We start from the raw sequence: 16,559 nt of genomic DNA on the forward strand, positions 1-16,559 counted from the left end.
CTATGTCCGTTACGACCGCTGCGTCATGATCGGTCCATGGTCATCCCGGTGTACGACAAGAACCCGGTCCGCCGTACGCCGGTCGTCACGTACGGGTTGATCGCCGTGTGCACCGCGGTCTTCCTGCTCGGCCCGCTGTCCGGCTTCACCCCGGTCTACGGCACCGGCCACCGGCTGGCGTGCGAGCAGGCGCTGTACTTCGACCGCTGGGGGGTGATCCCCAGCGAGCTGGTCCACGGCAGGATGCCGCCGGCCGGCCTGGGCCTGCCCGCCGGATGCGCCGCGCCCGCCTCGTACGGCAAGACGCCGTTCCTGTCCGTCTTCACGTCGATGTTCCTGCACGGCAGCTGGCTGCACCTGATCGGCAACATGCTCTTCCTCTACGTCTTCGGCGACAACGTCGAGAACCGTATGGGCCGGGTGCGCTTCACGCTCTTCTACCTGGCGGCGGGCTTCCTGGCCACGTACGGCTTCGCCTTCGCGCACGCCGACGACACGCAGAGCCTGGTCGGCGCGTCCGGGGCGATCTCCGGCGCGCTGGGGGCCTATCTCTACCTCTATCCGAGGGCCCGGGTGACCAGCTTGTTCCCTTTTCTCTTCTTCCTCCCGCTGCGCTTCCCGGCGTGGATGGTGCTCGGCTTCTGGTTCGTGCTCCAGTGGTTCGCCGCCCAGAGCGCGGCGGGCGGCCCCGGAGTGGCCTACCTGGCCCATGTGGTGGGCTTCGCCTTCGGCTTCACGTGCGCGTGGGCCTGCTATCGGCCCAGGTCTAAGCTGGGCGTCGTTGCCGGGACGACCCAAGGAGACGTTCAGTCGTGATCACCGCGATCGTGCTCATCAAGACCACTGTGGATCGGATTCCCGAGATCGCCGAGGAGATCGCCGCGCTCGAGAACGTCAGCGAGGTCTACTCGGTCACCGGTACGTACGACCTGATCGCCCTCGTGCGGGTGGCCCGGCATGACGACCTGGCGGACATCATCCCGGGCCGGATCAGCAAGATCCCCGGCGTCGAGGTGACCGACACCCACGTGGCCTTCCGCACGTACTCCCAGCACGACCTGGAGGCGGCCTTCGCGATCGGCCTCGACTCCTGAGGCCGTGCCGCTCCAACGTCCCGGGCCCTACGCGGTGGGCGCGGGGACGCAGCGGCCCGACTCGGTGCGGTAGGTCCACGCGGCGCCCTCGCGGACGAGCTTGGCCAGGGCGCCGGTGAAGCGCCGGACGTGCTCGTGCGGGGTGCCGACGCCGAAGCTGACGCGGACCGCGTTGAAGGACAGGTTCTCGGGCGAGCCGCAGGCGCCCGGGTCCTCCGGTTCGCCGCCGAGCAGGTGCCGCACCAGCGGGTGCGCGCAGAACAGGCCGTCGCGTACGCCGATGCCGTGTTCCGCGGACAGCGCGGCGGCCAGGTGGGAGCTGTTCCAGCCCTGGACGACGAAGCTCAGCACGCCGACCCGGTCGGCGCCGTCGCCGAAGAGCGAGAGCACCCGCACCTCGGGGATCCCGGCGAGCCCGTCCCGCAGCAGGTCGAGCAGCTGCCGCTCGTGCTCGGCCAGCCGGTCGAAACCGGCCTCGGTGAGCGCCTTGCAGGCCGACGCGACGGCGTAGGCCCCGATGACGTTGGGCGATCCGGCCTCGTGCCTGGCGGCGGGCGACTCCTGCCACTCGGCCTCGACCTGGCCGTCGGCCCGCCGGACCACGGTACGGGTGGCGCCGCCGCCCGCGAGGTAGGGCTCGGCGTCGCGCAGCCAGTCAGGGCGGCCGGCGAGCACTCCGGCGCCGAAGGGCGCGTAGAGCTTGTGGCCGGAGAAGGCGACCCAGTCGACGTCGAGTTCGGCGACGTCCACCTTCCGGTGCGGCGCGAGCTGCGCCGCGTCCAGCACGATGCGGGCGCCGTGCCGGTGCGCGGCGGCGGCGAGTCGGCGTACCGGCCACACCTCGCCGGTCACGTTGGACGCGCCGGTGACGCACACCAGCTTGGGGCCCTTGGGTGCCGCGTGCAGGGCCACGTCCAGCGCGGCGACGGCCTGTTCGGGGGTGCGGGGCGCGGCCAGACAGGTGACCCGCGCGCCCTTCGCCCGCTGCCAGGGCAGCAGCGCCGCGTGGTGCTCGGTCTCGAAGACGAAGATCTGCGTCCCTGCGGGCAGCACCGCGGCCAGCAGGTTGAGCGAGTCGGTGGTGGAGCGGGTGAAGATCACCTGGTCGGCGGGGCGACAGCCGAGGAAGTCCGCGACGGTGGCCCGGCTCTGCTCGAAGAGTTCGGTGGACAGCTGGGACAGGTACCCGGCGCCGCGGTGCACGCTGCCGTAGTAGGGGGCGTACGCGGCGACGTCGTCCCACACGCGCTGGAGGGCGGGCGCGCTGGCGGCGTAGTCCAGGGCGGCGTAGCTGACTTCGCCGCCGGTGACCAGCGGTACGGTCACGTCCCGGCCGAGCACCGGCAGCGGCGGGGCGTCGCAGATCGCAGGAGTGGTGGCGGAGGTGGTGGCGGTCGAGGCGGTGGAGGTGGAGGTGACGGTCATGGCGGGCTCCTGGCGCGAGGGCAGGCGACAGCGCCGTGCGCCCGGCAGGGGCGCGACGAGGCGGTCGAACGGCGGCGTACGGAACGGGGACCGGTGCACGGCGGCACCGCGGTAGGGCGGAACCGGGGCCTGAGGCCCTATCGCATTCGCTTGCGCATGAAAGAACTCCCGAGTCCGGCTTGCTGCGAGCCTTGCTTGCTCACAGCCCGGTCATCACCCGGGGCACCCCGCCTCGGACGGAGGGTTGCCGGACAGCGAGCCGGGGCCTTTGCGCTGTCACTCGTGACCTGAAAAGGATTCTGCCACAGGTCGCCGTTTGCGCAAGGCGCCGTCCGAGGTACGGACGGCGCCCTGTTCTCGCGGCGGATCGGGTCAGGCGTGGGTGGCGGCCGCCCAGCGCTCCAGCACGGCGGCGGCCGCGCCGGAGTCGAGGGATTCCGCGGCCCTTGCCATGCCGGCGGCCAACTGGTCCTCCAGCGGGCCGCTGCCGGGGTCCAGCGCCACCAGCGCGGCGGCGGAGTTCAGCAGCACCGCGTCACGTACCGGCCCGGTCTCACCGGCCAGCAGCCGGCGGGCCACGTCCGCGTTGTAGGCCGGGTCGCCGCCGCGCAGCGCCTCGACCGGCACCAGCTCGATGCCGATGTCCCGCGGGTCGAAGGAGTGCTGGGCGACCTTGCCGTCGCCGACCACCCACACCTGCGAGGTGGCGGTCGTGGTCAGCTCGTCCAGGCCGTCGTCACCGCGGAAGACCAGTGCGGACGAGCCGCGTTCGGCCAGCACGCCGGCCATGATCGGCGCCATCCGCGGGTCGGCGACCCCGGTCGCCTGCGCCCGCACCCGGGCCGGGTTGGTCAGCGGGCCGAGGAAGTTGAAGGTGGTGGCCACGCCCAACTCCCCTCGTGCGGTGGCCACATGACGTAGCGCCGGATGGAATCTGACGGCGAAGCAGAAGGTGATGCCCGCCTCGTCCGCGACCTCCACGACCCGCTCGGGGGTCAGGTCCAGGTTCACCCCGAGGTGCCCGAGCACGTCGCTGGCGCCGCTGGCGGACGACGCGGCCCGGTTGCCGTGCTTGACGACCTTCGCGCCCGTGCCGGCGACCACGATCGCCGACATGGTGGAGATGTTGACGGTCCTGGCCCGGTCGCCGCCGGTGCCGACGATGTCCACGGTCGCGCCGGGCACGTCGATGGTGTTGGCGTGCGCGTACATCGCCCGCACCATGCCGGTGACCTCCTCCACCGTCTCGCCCTTGGCCCGCAGGGCCACCGCGAACCCGGCGATCTGCACGTCGGTCGCGGTGCCGCGCATGATGGCGTCCATCGCCCAGGCGGTGTCCTCGACCCCCAGGTCCCGCCCGGCGATCAGCGTCGACAGGACGTCGGGCCACGTGCGCAGCGCCCCGGTCTCGTCACCTGCCGGGTTCACAACGCTCATGGTCCACACTCCTGGGGGTGTAAGGGTCTGCGCGCGCTCAGCCTAGCGGCGCGGGGCGGCGGAAAAGCCCCGGGCCGGTCGGTCACCCTTCGCAGGGTGTCCGACCGGCCCGGGGCGGATCGTCGAAGCCGGGGCAACGGGTCAGTGGTGACCGTGGCCGCTCGTGATCTCGTCGTACTCCTCGACGGTCGGCTTCGGGATCTGGCTGTGCTCGCCGTAGAAGTTGCGGGACAGCCTCGCCCGCACCTTCGTGACCGCGCTCACCTTGCGCTCCACGCCGTTCTCGTCGACCTCGGGGCCGATGTCGAGCGGCTGGGGCTGCGGGTGGGCGGTGAGGATGTGCAGCTCCGTCTGGTCCAGCGGCTCGTGCACCTCGATGAACTCACCGTGCGGCAGCCGCTTGATGATGCCGGACTCGCGGCCGTGCAGCACCTTGTCGCGGTCCCTGCGCTGCAGGCCGAGGCAGATGCGCTTGGTGACGAAGTACGACAGCACCGGCACCACGAAGAAGCCGATCCGCACCGACCAGGTGATCGTCTCGATCGACAGGTGGAAGTGCGTGGCCCACAGGTCGTTGCCGCCACCGATCAGCAGCGTGAAGTACAGCATCAGCCAGGCGACACCGAAGCCGGTGCGCACCGGGCGGTTGCGCGGCCGGTCCAGGAGATGGTGTTCACCCCTGTCGCCGGTGACCCACGACTCGAGGAACGGCCAGACCGCGATGGCGATCAGGACGGTCGGGAACACTATCAACGGGATGAACACGCCGAGCACGAGCGTGTGGCCCCAGGCGCTGATCTCCCAGCCGGGCATCACCCGGATCAGGCCTTCGGAGAAGCCCATGTACCAGTCGGGCTGCGCGCCGGTGGACACCTGGTCCGGCCGGTACGGGCCCATGGTCCAGATCGGGTTGATGGTGGCGATCGCCGCGATGGCCGCGATGACGCCGAAGACCAGGAAGAAGAAGCCGCCGGCCTTCGCGGTGTAGATCGGGAAGAACGGCATACCGACGACGTTCTTCTCGGTCTTGCCCGCACCCGCGAACTGGGTGTGCTTGTGGTAGAAGACCAGGATCAGGTGGGCGACCAGCAGGGCCGCCATGATGCCCGGCAGCAGCAGGATGTGCGCCGAGTAGAAGATCGGCACGAAGTTGTGGCCGGGGAATTCGCCGCCGAACAGGAACATCGACAGATACGTGCCGACGATCGGCGTGGACAGCACCGCGCCCTCGGTGAAGCGGACACCGGTGCCGGACAGCAGGTCGTCGGGCAGCGAGTAGCCGGTGAAGCCCTCGAACATGCCGATGAACAGCAGCGTCCAGCCGAACAGCCAGTTCAGCTCGCGCGGCTTGCGGAACGCTCCGGTGAAGAACACCCGCATCATGTGCACGATCATGCCCGCGATGAAGATCAGCGCGGACCAGTGGTGGATCTGCCGGATCAGCAGACCACCGCGCACCTCGAAGCTGATGTGCATCGTGGAGGCGTACGCCTCCGACATCCGCACGCCCTGCAGCGGAGCGTAGGGGCCGTTGTAGACGGTCTCGCTCATGCTGGGGTGGAAGAACAGCGTCAGGTACACACCCGTGAGGATGAGGATCGTGAAGCTGTAGAGGCAGATCTCACCCAGCATGAACGACCAGTGGTCGGGGAAGATCTTCCGCAGGTTGGACTTGCCGAGCTTGTACAGACCGAGTCGGGCGTCTGTCCACTCCGCAACGCGCTGTCCGGGGTGTTTGGGGCCTCGCCGAGTGCTCGACGGGGTCTCTGTCGATGTAGTCATCCGCGCTCCCAGAAGGCCGGACCGACGGGAACCTCGAAGTCGCTCATCGCAACGAGGTTGCCCTCACCATTGACGCTGATCCGAAGCTGCGGCAGCCGGTGACCCGCGGGACCGAAGATCACCCTGGCGCCGTCCGACAGGTCGAACGTCGACTGGTGGCAAGGGCAGAGTACGTGGTGCGTCTGCTGCTCGTACAGACTGACCGGGCAGCCCACGTGCGTGCAGATCTTGGAGAAGGCGACAATTCCCTGGTGGGACCAGTCGAGTTCCTTCTTGTCCTTGATGTCCTCCGGCTTGAGCCGGACGACCATCAGGGCCGCTTTCGCGATCTGCGTCTGGAAGTCCTCGTCCTGCTCGTTCAGCCCCTCGGGCTGGGCGAAGGTGAGCGAGCCGACGGGGATGTCCTCGGGGCGCAGCGGCTTGTTGGTGTTGGGGTTGATCAGCGCCTTGCCCTTGGCCCAGGCGGTGTGCCTGAGCTTCTCCTCCGGCAGCGGGCCGAGGTCGCGCAGGATCACGACCGCGGACAGCGGGACCAGGGTGAGCGCGCCGAGCATCGTGGTGCGGACCAGCTTGCGCCGGCCGAACCCGCTCTCCTTGACGCCCTGCTGCCACTGGGCCTCGATGTTGGCGCGCAGCTCGTCGTCGGCGCTCGCCTGGTGCCGCTCGTCCGGCATCTCCTCGTCGGACATCAGCGTGCGGGCCCAGTGCACCGCACCGGCGCCGATGCCGATCAGCGCCACGGCCAGCGAGAGGCCGAGCGAGAAGTTCAGCGCGCTGACGTGGCCGAGCGGGAAGACGTAGATGTACTTGTCGACCGGGAAGATCACGAAGCTGGTGATGAAGGCGAGAGTGCCCAGCATCGACAGCGTGAACAGCCCTGCGACAACCCGCTCGGAGTGCGTCGCGGCCTTCTCGTCGATGTCCTGACGCCGGAATTCGTGCTCCGGGTGGCCGGGGTCGGCGAACGGGTCGCCGGGGACCGCCGCTTCGGCGCCGTGGGCGCCGCGGGTGGCCGGGAGGTGTTCCTCTGGCTCTGCCATGTCGTTGTGGGGTCCGGTTTCGCTCATGACTTCTTGGCCTTGGTCGTGCGAGCCGCGATCCAGGCGGCGACGGCGATCAGCGCGCCGAGGCCGAAGATGTAGGCGAACAGCCCCTCAGGCACCGGGCCGAGGCTGCCGAGCGTGAAGCCGCCCGGGTTCTTGCTCTTGGCGGTGTCGACGGCCTGGAGGTACGCGATGATGTCGGCCTTGTTCTTCGACGGCATCGTGGTGTCGGGGAAGGACGGCATGTTCTGCGGGCCGGTCTGCATGGCCTCGTAGATGTGCTTGGGGTCGACGCCCTTGAGGGTGGGCGCGTACTTCCCGTCGGTCAGCGCGCCGCCCTTGCCCACGAAGTTGTGGCACTGCGAGCAGTTGGTGCGGAAGAGCTCACCGCCCTTGGCCACGTCACCGCCGGCCGGGTCGTACTGGTCCGGGGTCGGCGTGACGGGACCGGGGCCGAGCGACGCGATGAACGCGGCCAGCTGGTCGATGTCCTTCTGGGTGTACTGCGTCTTCTTCTTCTGGATCTGCGGGCCGGGCTGCTGCGCGGGCATCCGGCCGGTGCCGACCTGGAAGTCCACCGCGGCCGAGCCGACGCCGACCAGGCTGGGGCCGTCCGAACTCCCCTGGCCGTGCGCGCCGTGGCAGCTGGCACAGCCCACGGAGAACAGCTTCCTGCCCTCGGTGATCTCAAGGGACTGGGACGAGGAGTCGTCGGCCTGCGCCTTGGGTGCCGGCGCGAGCGCGGAGTAGAGCCCCCCGATGGCCGCTAGCGCGAAGAGTAGGACGACAAGCGCCGCCAGCGGGTGGCGCCGTCGTGCGGAGAGCTTTTTCACGGATTACCCCGGTGTCAGGATCTCTTGTGTCGATGCTTCGGGTTGTGCCTGTCCGGCACCGTGCTGCGGTACGCGACCGACTACTTGATCAGGTAGATCGTGGCGAAGAGGCCGATCCAGACGACATCGACGAAGTGCCAGTAGTAGGACACGACGATGGCAGCGGTGGCCTGCTGGTGGGTGAACCGCTTGGCCGCATACGTACGGCCCAGCACCAGCAGGAACGCGATCAGACCACCTGTCACATGCAGTCCGTGGAAGCCGGTCGTCAGGTAGAACACCGAACCGTAGGGGTCGGAGCTGAGTGAGATCCCGTCCTTCTTGACCAGGTTCGTGTACTCGAAGATCTGCCCGCCGATGAAGATCGCGCCCATCACGAACGTCACGATGAACCACGAGCGCAGCTTCTTCACGTCGCCGCGCTCGGCGGCGAAGACGCCCATCTGGCAGGTGAAGGAGGAGAGCACCAGGATCGTGGTGTTCGTCGCGGAGAACGGCACGTTCAGCGCATGGGCGTGTTCCTTCCAGAAATCGGCACCCGTGACCGACCGAAGGGTGAAGTACATCGCGAAGAGGGCCGCGAAGAACATCAGCTCGGAACTCAGCCAGATGATGGTTCCGACGCTGGTGAGGTTCGGCCGGTTGACCGACGGGTGCGCGTGCCCGGTTTCTACTGCTGTTGCTGTCGCCACGTCCGACATTATGTCGGTCGCTTATCCGGCGCTCACTCCGGGGGGTCCCCTTCGGTGTGTCAAGGTCCCGCTGACGACCGTGTCGGCCGCCGCCGGCGTCCCTCGAACGAGGGATGACGATCCGTTCGCGGGATCTTGGGCGGCCGCGGACCCTCCACGGACGGCGCCCGCGGGAGTAGCATCCGAAGCACTTGAGAAACCGTTCACGAGCCGGAGGATCCAGGATGCAGGCGACTGCCACGGTGCTGGTCTACAGCGACGACGCGAACACCCGGGAGCAGGTCCGGCTCGCCGTCGGCCGCAGGCCCGCCGCCGACCTGCCGCCGGTGGAGTTCGTGGAGTGCGCGACGCTGCCCGCGGTGCTGACCGAGCTGGAGAACGGCGGCATCGACCTGTGCGTCCTGGACGGCGAGACGGCTCCGGCGGGCGGTATGGGCGTGTGCCGGCAGATCAAGGACGAGATCTTCCGCTGCCCGCCGGTGCTGGTGCTGATCGGCCGCCCGCAGGACGCCTGGCTGGCCACCTGGAGCCGCGCCGACGCGGCGGTGACCCACCCGGTGGACCCGGTGGCGCTCAGCGACACGCTGGCGGTCCTGCTGCGGCGCAGGATCGAGCCGGCCTCGAAGGCGGTCGCGTCCCGCTAGGGGCGGCTCAGGCCGCCTCGGGGCGCAGCCGCGCCGGGTCGGACAGCGGGTTCTTCGCGACGGCCGCCGAGCCCTGCTCGGCCAGGCCTGCCGCCTTGGCGCCGAGCGCGCTGCCCTGCTGCCATTTGGCCGCGTCCAGGTTCCAGTCGCCGTAGCCGTTGTCGAACGGCGTCATCGTGGGGCCGTGGCTGTTGACGACCTGGACGATGTCGCCCTGGCGCACGTGGTCGAAGAACCAGTGCGCGTTCTCGGTGCTCATGCCCGTGCAGCCGTGGCTGACGTTGGCATAGCCCTGCGAGCCCTCGGACCAGGGCGCGGCGTGCACGTATTCACCGCTCCATGTCACCCGGGTGGCCCAGTAGACCGGCAGGTCGTACGAGTCGGAGCTGCCGGCGGCGATTCCGACGGTGGCGCTCTTCATCTGGACGAAGCTCTCCTTCGCCAGCACGACCTTGATGCCGTTGCGGGTGTCGAAGCCGGGCTTGCCGGTGGTGACCGGGATGGTCTTCACGACCTTGCCGTCGTCCTTGAAGGTCATGTGGTCGGTCGCCGCGTCGGTGATCGCCTCGATCCGGTCGCCGGTGTGCAGGGTGAGCGGCTTGTCGTTGCCGCCGAAGAGCTTGTCCTGCACCTTGACGCCGCCCAGCGTGCTGCGGACGTCGATCTTGGCGTGCGCGGGCCAGTAGCTGCTCGGCCGGTAGTGCAGGGTGCGGTCGTCGACCCAGTACCAGGAGCCGTGTGCGGCCTGCGGGACGCTGGTGACGAGCAGGTGGGACTCCACCGCGGCGCGCGCGGCCTGGGTCTTCACCGGGGCGCTCAGGGCCGCGGTGATGGGCTGGCCCACGCCGTAGGTGCCCGCGTCGGGTCCGAAGGTGACGTGGAAGCCGGCGTCGGCGGGTGTCGTGTCGAAGGTCAGCGTCTTGCGGCCGGGGTGGCCGTCGGCGTCCTCGGTGCTCACCCGCACCGTGTAGTGGGCGCCCGCGGCCAGCTCGGTGGTGGACTGCCAGCTGAGGCCGTCCTCGCTGAGCTTGCCGCTGACGTAGCGCCCTGCGGCGTCCGTGGTGGTGACATCGGTGATCCGGCTGCCGTCGTCCTTGACGGTGACCTTGAGCGGCTTGGCGGGGTCGGCCTTGCCGCCCTCGGCGGCCGAGTAGGCGACCTTGGCCGCGGATTCGTAGGGCGGGGCGGCGAGCGGGTTGCCGTCTCCACCGCAGGCGGTGAGCCCCACCGCGAGGGGCGCCACGAGAAGGGCGCAGCGCAACGTTATCCGGCGTCGAGGATTGTGGCTCATGGCATCACGCTAAGAAGGGGCCGCGGATCGCGCACGGCGGAGGGGTGCAAAAGGGGCGGGCCGCGGCACCTGGTGGGGTGCCGCGGCCCGCCCCGGGCCGCTTCGCGCGTTCAGCGGGTGGTCACTGGGTGCGGTTCTCACCGCGGTAGTACTCGAACACCCAGCCGAAGATCCCCATGAGGATCACCGGCAGCGAGAAGAACAGCAGCCACCAGCCGAAGATGACGCCCATGAAGGCCAGCGCGCCACCGGTGCCCAGCATCAGCGGCTGCCAGCTGTGCGGGCTGAAGAAGCCCACCTCGCCGGCGTCGTCGGCGACGTCCGCGTTCTCGTTGTCCATCGCCCCGGTGTCGGCCCGGTTCGCGGTGAAGCCCAGGTAGAACGCGATCATGGTGCAGAGCGCGAACGCCAGGAACAGCGCCGTCGTGCCGGTCGGCTCCTTGGACCACAGCCCGTACACGATGGCGGTGGCCAGGATGAACAGGGCGAAGCCGCCGAACATCCAACCTTGGATCCTCACTGACCCGCCCCCTTGCTCTCAGCACCGGAAATGGCCGTGCTCGCGCCATGGCCCGCGAGGGCGTCGATCGCCGCGATCTCCGGGTGGTGCAGGTCGAAGGCCGGGGATTCGGAGCGGATACGCGGCAGCGAGGTGAAGTTGTGCCGCGGCGGCGGGCAGGAGGTCGCCCACTCCAGCGAGCGGCCGTAGCCCCAGGGGTCGTCCACCTCGACCTTCTTGCCGTACTTCGCGGTCTTCCACACGTTGTAGAGGAACGGAAGGATCGACAGGCCGAGCAGGAACGAGCTGATCGTGGAGACGGTGTTCAGCGTCGTGAAGCCGTCGGCGGCCAGGTAGTCGGCGTACCGGCGCGGCATGCCCTCGGCGCCCAGCCAGTGCTGGACGAGGAAGGTGCCGTGGAAGCCGAGGAAAAGCGTCCAGAAGGTGATCTTCCCGAGCCGTTCGTCGAGCATCTTGCCGGTCATCTTCGGCCACCAGAAGTGGAATCCGGCGAACATCGCGAAGACGACGGTGCCGAAGACCACGTAGTGGAAGTGCGCCACGACGAAATACGAGTCGGACACGTGGAAGTCCAGCGGCGGCGACGCCAGGATCACCCCGGTCAGACCACCGAACAGGAAGGTGACCAGGAATCCCGTCGCCCAGAGCATCGGGGTCTCGAAACTCAGCGACCCCTTCCACATGGTGCCGATCCAGTTGAAGAACTTCACGCCTGTCGGCACCGCGATCAGGAAGGTCATGAAGGAGAAGAACGGCAGCAGCACACCGCCGGTCACGTACATGTGGTGCGCCCACACCGTCACGGAAAGGCCCGCGATGGAGATGGTCGCCGCGACCAGGCCGATGTAGCCGAACATCGGCTTGCGGCTGAAGACCGGGATGACCTCGGAGATGATGCCGAAGAACGGCAGGGCGATGATGTACACCTCTGGGTGGCCGAAGAACCAGAAGAGGTGTTGCCACAGGAGCGCCCCGCCGTTGGCGGAGTCGAAGACGTGCGCGCCGAATTTGCGGTCGGCCTCGAGTGCGAGCAGCGCGGCGGCGAGCACCGGGAAGGCCAGCAGCACCAGGACGGCGGTCAGCAGCACGTTCCACACGAAGATCGGCATGCGGAACATCGTCATGCCGGGTGCGCGCATGCAGATGATCGTGGTGATGAAGTTGACCGCGCCGAGGATGGTGCCGAAGCCGGACAGCGCCAGACCCATGATCCACATGTCGGCACCGACACCGGGCGAGTTGACCGCGCTGGACAGGGGCGAGTAGGCGAACCAGCCGAAGTCGGCCGCGCCCTGCGGGGTGACGAAACCGCCGACCGCGATCAGCGAGCCGAACAGGTAGAGCCAGTAGGCGAACATGTTCAGCCGCGGGAAGGCGACGTCGGGCGCGCCGATCTGCAGCGGCATGATCCAGTTGGTGAAACCGGCGAACAGCGGTGTCGCGAACATCAGCAGCATCACGGTGCCGTGCATCGTGAAGGCCTGGTTGAACTGCTCGTTCGACAGGAACTGGTTGCCGGGCCTGGCCAGCTCGGCGCGCATCAGCAGCGCCAGCACACCGCCGATCAGGAAGAACGCGAACGACGTGACCAGGTACAGGGTGCCGATGGTCTTGTGGTCGGTGGTCGTCAGCCACGTGACCACCACCGATCCGGGCTTCTTGCGGCGGGCCGGGATCTCGTCCGCGTAGGACTCGTCGGCCGTCGCAGCGCCCTGCGGTTCGTTGAGAATGCTCATGTGGTCTTGGGCTCCGAGTTCTTCGCGTTGCCCGTGGTGGCGATACCTGACGGGAGGTAACCCGTCTGCCCCGCCTTGGCGAGGTCCTTGAGGTGCTGCTGGTATGCCTCGGGCGATACGACCTTCACGTTGAACAGCATCCGGGAGTGGTCGACACCGCACAGCTCGGCGCACTTGCCCCTGAAGGTGCCCAGCTTGTTGGGGGTCACCTCGAAGACGTTGGTGTGGCCGGGGATGACGTCCTGCTTCATCAGGAACGGCACGATCCAGAACGAGTGGATGACGTCACGCGAGGTGAGCACGAAGCGGACGGTCTGGCCCTCGGGCAGCCACAGCGTGGGGCCGGGGTTGCCGGTCTGCGGGTTGCGGCTGTTCGGGGTGCCGACGTCGTAGACGCCCTCGGCACCCGGCGGGAACAGCAGCTTGTTCGCCGGGATCTCGCTCAGCTCGGCCGGCGGCTTGGCCGGACCCGCCGAGCCGTCGACGTTCTCGACGTAGTTGAAGCCCCAGCTCCACTGGAAGCCCACCACGTTGATGATGTGCTGCGGCTTCTTGGAAGTCGACAGGAGCTTGTTCTCGTCGCGGGCGGTGAAGTAGAAGAGCACCGCGATCACCACGATCGGCACGATCGTGTACAGCGCCTCGATGGGCAGGTTGTAGCGGGTCTGCGCAGGGACCTCGACCTTGGTCCGGCTGCGGCGGTGGAAGATCACGCTCCACAGGATCAGGCCCCAGACCAGCGCACCGGTCGCCAGTGCCGCGGCCCAGGAGCCCTGCCACAGGGCGAGGATCCGTGGTGCCTGTTCGGTGGCCGGACTGGGCATGCCGAGCCGGGGATAATCCTTGTACGAGCAACCAGTGGCCGTCGCCAGGACCAGACCCGCTGCCAGCGCCTGCGGCAGCTTCCGCCGCAACCCACGCCGCGACGTGGGGGTGCCGCCCACGCCCTTGGGGCGGTGGGGGAGGTCGGAGCCGTTGGGACTCACGTAGCGCCTTCCCGAGAGTCTCGCCCGCGCGTCCGGGTGTTCCGGCCGTGTGCTGGTCGGTCGGCCCGAGTGCAGGCATTGAGGTGTGGATGTTTATGCGGACCAAACCCTACTGGACGCTATTTGGGGTCGCGCGGGGAGGGGGTCCAACGCGCCGGGGCTCTCCCCGAAGGGGTGGAATACCGCGCCGGGGAGGGGTTCTGACACAGCGCCCGGCTGCCGGCGGGAGCCGGGTTGTAGCGTGCTGAGGTGTCCTATTTCGATATGGCGTCCGCCGCACCGCTGCATCCGGTGGCCCGCCAGGCGCTGCTGGCGGCCCTCGACGAGGGGTGGGCGGACCCGGCCCGGCTCTACCACGAGGGGCGGCGGGCCAGGCTGCTGCTCGACGCGTCCCGGGAGACCGCGGCCGACGCCGTCGGGTGCCGGCCCGACGAGCTGGTCTTCACCCCTTCGGGGACCCGCGCGCTGCACGACGGTGTCGCCGGGGCGATGGCCGGGCGGCGCAGGACCGGCCGGCACGTCGTGGTCTCGGCGGTCGAGCACTCCGCGGTGCTGCACGCGGCGGACGCGTACGACAGCACGGCGGTCGGCGTGGACCGCGCCGGGCGTGTCGCGCCGGCCGACGTGACGGCGGCGCTGCGGCCCGACACCGCGCTGGTGTGCCTGCAGTCCGCGAACCACGAGGTGGGTACGGTCCAGCCGGTCGCCGAGGTCGCCGAGCTGTGCCGGACCGCGGGGGTGCCGCTGCTGGTGGACGCGGCCCAGTCGCTGGCCTGGGGCCGGGTCGACGGCGGCTGGTCGCTGCTGGCCGGCAGCGCGCACAAGTGGGGCGGCCCGCCCGGGGTGGGGCTGCTCGCGGTGCGCAAGGGCACCAGGTTCGCGCCCCGGCACCCCGCGGACGAACGGGAGTCGGGCCGCTCCCCCGGCTTCGAGAACCTGCCGGCGATCGTCGCCGCCGCCGCGTCGCTGCGGGCGGTACGGGAGGAGGCCGCGCGGGAGGCGGCCCGGCTCTCGGCGCTGGTGGACCTGATCAGGACGCGGGTGCCCGAAGTGGTCCCCGACGTCGAGGTGGTCGGCCACGGCACGCTGCGGCTGCCGCACCTGGTGACCTTCTCCTGCCTCTACGTCGACGGCGAGGCGCTGCTGACCGCGCTGGACCGGGCCGGCTTCTCGGTGTCGTCCGGCTCCTCCTGCACGTCGAGCACGCTGACCCCGAGCCATGTGCTCAAGGCGATGGGCGTGCTCTCCGAGGGCAACGTCCGGGTCTCCCTCCCGCCGGGCACCGCGGAGGCGGACGTCGCGCGCTTCCTCGACGTGCTGCCCCCGCTGGTCGCCGAGGTGCGTTCCCACCTCGGCCCGCCGCCGGCCGTGACGCCCGCCCCCGGCGCGGGCCTGGTCGTCGACTCCCTCGGCAAGCTGTGCCCGATCCCGGTGATCGAACTGGCCAAGGTCATCGGCGACGTCCCCGTCGGCGGCACGGTGACCGTGCTGTCCGACGACGAGGCGGCCGCCCTGGACATCCCGGCCTGGTGCTCGATGCGCGCCCAGGACTACCTCGGCGCCACCCCCGCCGCCCCCGGCACGGCTTACCTCGTCCGTCGCCGGACCTGAGTCTCGCGGGGGGGCGGGGCGGGCTCCGAGCGGGTCAGGCGCCCAGGTGCCGGCGGACCTCGGAGGCGGCGTCCTCGCCGTAGGCCTTGGTGAAGCGCTCCATGAAGTGCGTGCGGCGCAGCTCGTACTCCTGGGTGCCGAGGGTCTCGATGACCAGGGTCGCGAGCATGCAGCCGACCTGCGCGGCGCGTTCGAGGCCGACGCCCCAGGCCAGGCCGGACAGGAAGCCGGCGCGGAAGCCGTCGCCGACGCCGGTCGGGTCGACCTTGGCCTGCTCCTCCGCACAGCCGACGACGATCGGGGGCTCGCCCTTGCGGTCGATCCGCACGCCGCTGGCGCCGAGCGTGGTGACCCGGGTGCCGACCCGGTCGAGGATCTCCTCGGCGCTCCAGCCGGTCTTGGTCTCGATCAGGCCCTTCTCGTACTCGTTGTTGAACAGGTACGCGGCCCCGTCGACCAGCACCCGGATGTCGTCGCCGTCCATCCGGGCGATCTGCTGCGAGAAGTCCGCGGCGAAGGGGATGCCGCGGGACCTGCACTCCTCGGTGTGGCGGATCATCGCCTCGGGGTCGTCCGCGCCGATCGAGACCAGGTCGAGGCCGCCGACCCGGTCGGCCACGTGCTGCAGCTCGATCAGCCGGGCCTCGCTCATGGCGCCGGTGTAGAAGGAGCCGATCTGGTTGTGGTCGGCGTCGGTGGTGCAGATGAAGCGGGCGGTGTGCAGCACCTCGGAGATGCGGACCGAGGCGGTGTCCACGCCGTGCCTCTGGAGCCAGGCGCGGTATTCGCCGAAGTCGTTGCCCGCGGCGCCGACCAGGATCGGCGAGGTGCCGAGCAGGCCCATGCCGTAGCAGATGTTGGCGCCCACCCCGCCGCGCCGCACGTCGAGGGCGTCGACCAGGAACGACAGCGAGACCGTGTGCAGCTGATCGGCGACCAGCTGGTCGGCGAACCGGCCGGGGAAGGTCATCAGGTGGTCGGTGGCGATGGATCCGGTGACGGCGATACGCACGGCGGCAGGCTCCTGGGGGCGAGGGATTCGTACGCGGGGGTTGCGTCGGTCTGGGCAGTCGTCCACGCTACCGGCAAACCCGGGCAGGGCCGGGACATCCGCGGAGTTGCCCGCCCTTCCCGCCGGTGAACCGCGGGAAACGGCGAAACTACCCGATAGTAGGGCTTTCTCCCCGGACCACCCGTGCCTAGTGTCGGTGATATGAGGTCTACCCCGCGTGTCACTGGTGTCACATCCCCGCTCGCTCCGCTCCCGCTCGCCGAGCCGGACTCGATGGAGCAGCTGATCGGCGACTGCCGGCAGATGGCCGCGCACTGGCGTGTCCCGGTGTCCGGCGAGCGGACCGCGCCCGCCCCGGCCGGCCTGCACGGCATCACGGTGCCGGCGGCGTCGGCCCACGTGGTGGCCGGTATGGCGGAGTTCGGCGACTGACCCCTCCCGCCACGTACCCGC

The 16,559-nt window shown here is 69.7% G+C and carries 16 protein-coding genes and 1 riboswitch; of the genes, 5 read left to right on the forward strand and 11 right to left on the reverse strand.

The features are described from left to right. The first annotated feature begins 36 nt into the window (after positions 1 to 36). Together BUE44_RS12785 and BUE44_RS12790 are read left to right on the forward strand one after the other, a co-directional pair. Entirely contained in the window at positions 37 to 816 is a 780-nt protein-coding gene (locus tag BUE44_RS12785; RefSeq protein WP_073497388.1) for a rhomboid family intramembrane serine protease, read from the forward strand. Beyond that, positions 813 to 1,094 carry an Lrp/AsnC family transcriptional regulator gene (locus tag BUE44_RS12790; protein WP_073497390.1) on the forward strand — a complete coding sequence of 94 codons (282 nt, stop codon included), beginning with the start codon at positions 813 to 815 and terminating at the stop codon, positions 1,092 to 1,094. Before BUE44_RS12785 ends, BUE44_RS12790 begins: the two co-directional genes overlap by 4 nt. Before the next feature lie 27 nt (positions 1,095 to 1,121). Here BUE44_RS12790 and BUE44_RS12795 read toward each other — a convergent pair whose 3' ends face one another. From BUE44_RS12795 to ctaE, 6 genes are all read right to left on the reverse strand, one after another. Next, positions 1,122 to 2,519: an aminotransferase class V-fold PLP-dependent enzyme gene (locus tag BUE44_RS12795; RefSeq protein ID WP_073497392.1), complete on the reverse strand. Its 1,398-nt coding sequence runs from the start codon at positions 2,517 to 2,519 to the stop codon at positions 1,122 to 1,124. A 170-nt stretch (positions 2,520 to 2,689) separates the two neighbouring features. Further along, a riboswitch (SAM riboswitch) is annotated at positions 2,690 to 2,807 on the reverse strand. An 84-nt stretch (positions 2,808 to 2,891) separates the two neighbouring features. Continuing rightward, the gene (trpD, locus tag BUE44_RS12800) at positions 2,892 to 3,956 is read right to left on the reverse strand and encodes an anthranilate phosphoribosyltransferase (RefSeq protein WP_073497394.1); all 1,065 of its coding nucleotides are present in this window, start codon (positions 3,954 to 3,956) and stop codon (positions 2,892 to 2,894) included. Between the two features lie 141 nt (positions 3,957 to 4,097). Then, complete coding sequence (qcrB, locus tag BUE44_RS12805) at positions 4,098 to 5,738, reverse strand: cytochrome bc1 complex cytochrome b subunit (RefSeq protein ID WP_073497396.1); 1,641 nt, start codon at positions 5,736 to 5,738, stop codon at positions 4,098 to 4,100. Then, positions 5,735 to 6,805 (reverse strand): cytochrome bc1 complex Rieske iron-sulfur subunit, encoded by a 1,071-nt coding sequence (gene qcrA / locus BUE44_RS12810; RefSeq protein WP_073497399.1) that lies wholly within the window; start codon positions 6,803 to 6,805, stop codon positions 5,735 to 5,737. Before qcrA ends, qcrB begins: the two co-directional genes overlap by 4 nt. Continuing rightward, entirely contained in the window at positions 6,802 to 7,614 is an 813-nt protein-coding gene (gene qcrC, locus BUE44_RS12815) for a cytochrome bc1 complex diheme cytochrome c subunit (RefSeq protein WP_073497402.1), read from the reverse strand. Before qcrC ends, qcrA begins: the two co-directional genes overlap by 4 nt. An 80-nt stretch (positions 7,615 to 7,694) precedes the next feature. Beyond that, entirely contained in the window at positions 7,695 to 8,315 is a 621-nt protein-coding gene (ctaE, locus tag BUE44_RS12820; protein ID WP_073497404.1) for an aa3-type cytochrome oxidase subunit III, read from the reverse strand. Between the two features lie 215 nt (positions 8,316 to 8,530). Here ctaE and BUE44_RS12825 point away from each other — a divergent pair, with 215 nt between their 5' ends. Beyond that, on the forward strand, positions 8,531 to 8,950 hold the full coding sequence (locus BUE44_RS12825; RefSeq protein ID WP_073497406.1) for a response regulator transcription factor: 420 nt from the start codon (positions 8,531 to 8,533) through the stop codon (positions 8,948 to 8,950). 7 nt (positions 8,951 to 8,957) lie between these two features. Here BUE44_RS12825 and BUE44_RS12830 read toward each other — a convergent pair whose 3' ends face one another. The 4 genes from BUE44_RS12830 to ctaC form a co-directional block, all read right to left on the reverse strand. After that, on the reverse strand, positions 8,958 to 10,241 hold the full coding sequence (locus BUE44_RS12830; protein ID WP_073497408.1) for a L,D-transpeptidase: 1,284 nt from the start codon (positions 10,239 to 10,241) through the stop codon (positions 8,958 to 8,960). Between the two features lie 121 nt (positions 10,242 to 10,362). Continuing rightward, positions 10,363 to 10,761 (reverse strand): cytochrome c oxidase subunit 4, encoded by a 399-nt coding sequence (locus tag BUE44_RS12835; RefSeq protein ID WP_073497410.1) that lies wholly within the window; start codon positions 10,759 to 10,761, stop codon positions 10,363 to 10,365. Continuing rightward, positions 10,758 to 12,497: an aa3-type cytochrome oxidase subunit I gene (gene ctaD, locus BUE44_RS12840; RefSeq protein WP_073497411.1), complete on the reverse strand. Its 1,740-nt coding sequence runs from the start codon at positions 12,495 to 12,497 to the stop codon at positions 10,758 to 10,760. The genes BUE44_RS12835 and ctaD overlap by 4 nt, the downstream gene beginning before the upstream one ends. Further along, complete coding sequence (gene ctaC, locus BUE44_RS12845) at positions 12,494 to 13,483, reverse strand: aa3-type cytochrome oxidase subunit II (RefSeq protein WP_073497413.1); 990 nt, start codon at positions 13,481 to 13,483, stop codon at positions 12,494 to 12,496. The genes ctaD and ctaC overlap by 4 nt, the downstream gene beginning before the upstream one ends. Positions 13,484 to 13,732: 249 nt before the next feature. Here ctaC and BUE44_RS12850 point away from each other — a divergent pair, with 249 nt between their 5' ends. Further along, a complete protein-coding gene (locus BUE44_RS12850) occupies positions 13,733 to 15,094 on the forward strand; it encodes a cysteine desulfurase/sulfurtransferase TusA family protein (protein WP_073497415.1) in 1,362 nt (453 codons plus the stop codon). A 34-nt stretch (positions 15,095 to 15,128) separates the two neighbouring features. On the opposite strand, the gene BUE44_RS12855 is transcribed toward BUE44_RS12850, so the two are convergent. Beyond that, on the reverse strand, positions 15,129 to 16,106 hold the full coding sequence (locus BUE44_RS12855; RefSeq protein WP_073497425.1) for a carbohydrate kinase family protein: 978 nt from the start codon (positions 16,104 to 16,106) through the stop codon (positions 15,129 to 15,131). A gap of 201 nt (positions 16,107 to 16,307) precedes the next feature. Here BUE44_RS12855 and BUE44_RS35760 point away from each other — a divergent pair, with 201 nt between their 5' ends. Further along, on the forward strand, positions 16,308 to 16,538 hold the full coding sequence (locus tag BUE44_RS35760; RefSeq protein ID WP_079189686.1) for a hypothetical protein: 231 nt from the start codon (positions 16,308 to 16,310) through the stop codon (positions 16,536 to 16,538). Positions 16,539 to 16,559 lie beyond the last annotated feature (21 nt).

Origin of the sequence: Actinacidiphila paucisporea (assembly GCF_900142575.1) — a bacterium.
Taxonomy (GTDB): domain Bacteria; phylum Actinomycetota; class Actinomycetes; order Streptomycetales; family Streptomycetaceae; genus Actinacidiphila; species Actinacidiphila paucisporea.

What these genes read in the sequence shown, in the direction of transcription:
- BUE44_RS12785 (WP_073497388.1), top strand. Translation starts at nt 37, where the DNA reads ATGGTCATCCCGGTGTACGACAAGAACCCGGTCCGCCGTACGCCGGTC.
- BUE44_RS12795 (WP_073497392.1), bottom strand. Translation starts at nt 2,519, where the DNA reads ATGACCGTCACCTCCACCTCCACCGCCTCGACCGCCACCACCTCCGCC.
- trpD (WP_073497394.1), bottom strand. Translation starts at nt 3,956, where the DNA reads ATGAGCGTTGTGAACCCGGCAGGTGACGAGACCGGGGCGCTGCGCACG.
- qcrB (WP_073497396.1), bottom strand. Translation starts at nt 5,738, where the DNA reads ATGACTACATCGACAGAGACCCCGTCGAGCACTCGGCGAGGCCCCAAA.
- qcrA (WP_073497399.1), bottom strand. Translation starts at nt 6,805, where the DNA reads ATGAGCGAAACCGGACCCCACAACGACATGGCAGAGCCAGAGGAACAC.
- ctaE (WP_073497404.1), bottom strand. Translation starts at nt 8,315, where the DNA reads ATGTCGGACGTGGCGACAGCAACAGCAGTAGAAACCGGGCACGCGCAC.
- BUE44_RS12825 (WP_073497406.1), top strand. Translation starts at nt 8,531, where the DNA reads ATGCAGGCGACTGCCACGGTGCTGGTCTACAGCGACGACGCGAACACC.
- BUE44_RS12830 (WP_073497408.1), bottom strand. Translation starts at nt 10,241, where the DNA reads ATGAGCCACAATCCTCGACGCCGGATAACGTTGCGCTGCGCCCTTCTC.
- ctaD (WP_073497411.1), bottom strand. Translation starts at nt 12,497, where the DNA reads ATGAGCATTCTCAACGAACCGCAGGGCGCTGCGACGGCCGACGAGTCC.
- BUE44_RS35760 (WP_079189686.1), top strand. Translation starts at nt 16,308, where the DNA reads ATGAGGTCTACCCCGCGTGTCACTGGTGTCACATCCCCGCTCGCTCCG.